This is a genomic window from Parvibaculum sp., assembly GCF_049671045.1.
GTDB lineage: Bacteria > Pseudomonadota > Alphaproteobacteria > Parvibaculales > Parvibaculaceae > Parvibaculum.
The window spans coordinates 1-2287 of the sequence record NZ_JBATUH010000092.1 but is presented as its reverse complement, the minus strand read 5'-3'; the positions used below and the strand labels follow the sequence as shown (position 1 = coordinate 2287).

Annotated in this window: 1 protein-coding gene; it reads right to left on the bottom strand. The window is 67.2% G+C overall.

Translation table 11 applies throughout. The annotated features are described in order from the left end of the window. Positions 1 to 2287: alanine--tRNA ligase (gene alaS, locus WBG82_RS10545; protein WP_424424487.1), on the bottom strand; the 2287-nt coding region annotated here is incomplete at both ends.

The following is a 2287-nucleotide window of genomic DNA, read 5'->3' as shown; positions in this document are numbered from 1 at the left end:
GCTTCGGCCTTGGCGCCCTCGGGCCCGCCTGCCTGCGCCATGTCGGGCCTGCCGCCGCCGCCCGAGCCGCCCATCGCCGCCGCGCCGGCCTTCACCAGATCGACCGCGTTGAAGCGCGAGGTGAGATCCGCCGTGACGCCGACCGCGATCGCGCCCTTGCCGTCCTCGCTCACCGCCACGAGCGCGACGACGCCGGATCCCGCCTGCTTCTTCGCCTCGTCGACGAGGCCGCGCAGATCCTTCGGATTGACACCGGCGAGCACGCGCGCGACGACCTGCACGCCGCCAATGGTCTGCGCCGGGCTCGCCTCCGCGGCGCCGCCGCCGGACATGGCGAGCTTCTTCTTCGCCTCGTTCAGCTCGCGTTCGAGGCGCTTGCGCTCCTCGACCAGCGAGACGACACGCTGCGGCAGTTCTTCCGGCGAGATCTTCAGCGCACCCGCCGCTTCCTTCGCGATCCGCTCCTGCTCGACGAGATAGTGCCGTGCGCCTTCGCCCGTCAGCGCCTCGATGCGCCGCACACCCGAGGCGACGGCGCTCTCGCTCACGATCTTGAAGATCGCGATGTCGCCGACGCGGCGCACATGGGTGCCGCCGCAAAGCTCGACCGAATAGGTCTTGTCGTTCTGATCCTCGTCCACGCCCATCGAGAGCACGCGCACCTCGTCGCCATACTTCTCTCCGAAGAGCGCCAGCGCCCCCGCCTCGATTGCCTCGGCGGGCGTCATGAGCCGCGTGGTCACGTCGCGGTTCTGGCGGATGACGCGGTTGACGATATCCTCGACCCTGGCGATTTCCTCCGCCGTCATCGGCTTGGGGTGGCTGAAGTCGAAGCGCAGCCGCTCCGGCGCGACCATCGAGCCCTTCTGCGTCACATGGGGCCCGAGCACGCGGCGCAGCGCCTCATGCAGCAGATGCGTCGCGGAGTGGTTCGCGCGTGTCGCCGTGCGCCGCGCGCTGTCGACCTTCATCTCCACGACATCGCCGACCTTGAGTTCGCCGCGCGCGAGCCTGCCCACATGAACGATCATGTCGCCGAGCTTCTTCTGCGTATCGGAGACGGGGAACTCCGCGCCCGAACCGTTGAAGAGAAGCCCGGTGTCGCCGACCTGCCCGCCCGATTCGCCATAGAAGGGCGTCTGGTTGGTGATGATCGCGGCTTCCGCGCCCGCGCCGACCTTGTCCACCGGTGCGCCATCGACGACGATCGCGACGATCTTGCCTTCGGCCGTTTCCGTCTCGTAGCCGAGAAATTCCGTCGCGCCGTGCTCCTCGCGGAGCTCGAACCAGACGGTCTCGGTCGCCTTTTCGCCGGAGCCCGACCAGGCCCTCCGCGCATCCTCGCGCTGGCGCGCCATCGCGCGGTCGAAGCCTGCCTGCTCGACGGTGATGCCCTTGGGCCGCAGCGCGTCCTGCGTCAGATCGAGCGGGAATCCATAAGTGTCGTAGAGCTTGAATGCAACTTCGCCCGGCAGCACCTTCGCACTTCCGATGCGATCGAGCTCATCGTCGAGCAGGCGAAGGCCGCGCACCAGCGTTTCGCGGAAGCGCGTCTCCTCGAGTTTGAGCGTCTCGGTGACGAGCGCCTCGGCGCGGCGAAGCTCCGGATAGGCGTCGCCCATCTGCCGGACGAGCGCCGGCACCAGCCGCCACATCAGCGGCGCCGTGACGCCGAGAAGCTGCGCATGGCGCATGGCACGGCGCATGATGCGGCGGAGCACATAGCCGCGCCCCTCATTGGAAGGCAGCACGCCATCCGCGATGAGGAAGCAACTTGCGCGCAGGTGATCGGCGATGACGCGATGGCTCACCGCATGGGGGCCGTCGGGATCGGTGCCCGATGCTTCCGCCGAGGCGAGAATGAGCGCGCGCATGAGGTCGGTCGCGTAATTGTCATGCGTGCCCTGGAGCACGGCCGCAATGCGCTCGAGGCCCATGCCTGTGTCGATGGAGGGTTTCGGCAGGTTGATGCGCGTTCCGTCCGCATGCTGCTCATACTGCATGAAGACGAGATTCCAGATCTCGATGAAACGGTCGCCATCCTGATCGGCGCTGCCGGGAGGACCGCCCGGAATCTTCGGCCCATGATCGAAGAAGATTTCCGAGCAGGGGCCGCAGGGGCCCGTTTCGCCCATCGACCAGAAATTGTCCGAAGTCGCAATGCGGACGATGCGCTCGTCCGGAAGCCCTGCGATCTTCTTCCAGAGGTTGAACGCCTCGTCATCCTCCGCATAGACGGTCGACATCAGCCGGTCTTTCGGCAGGCCGAATTCCTTGGTAACGAGGT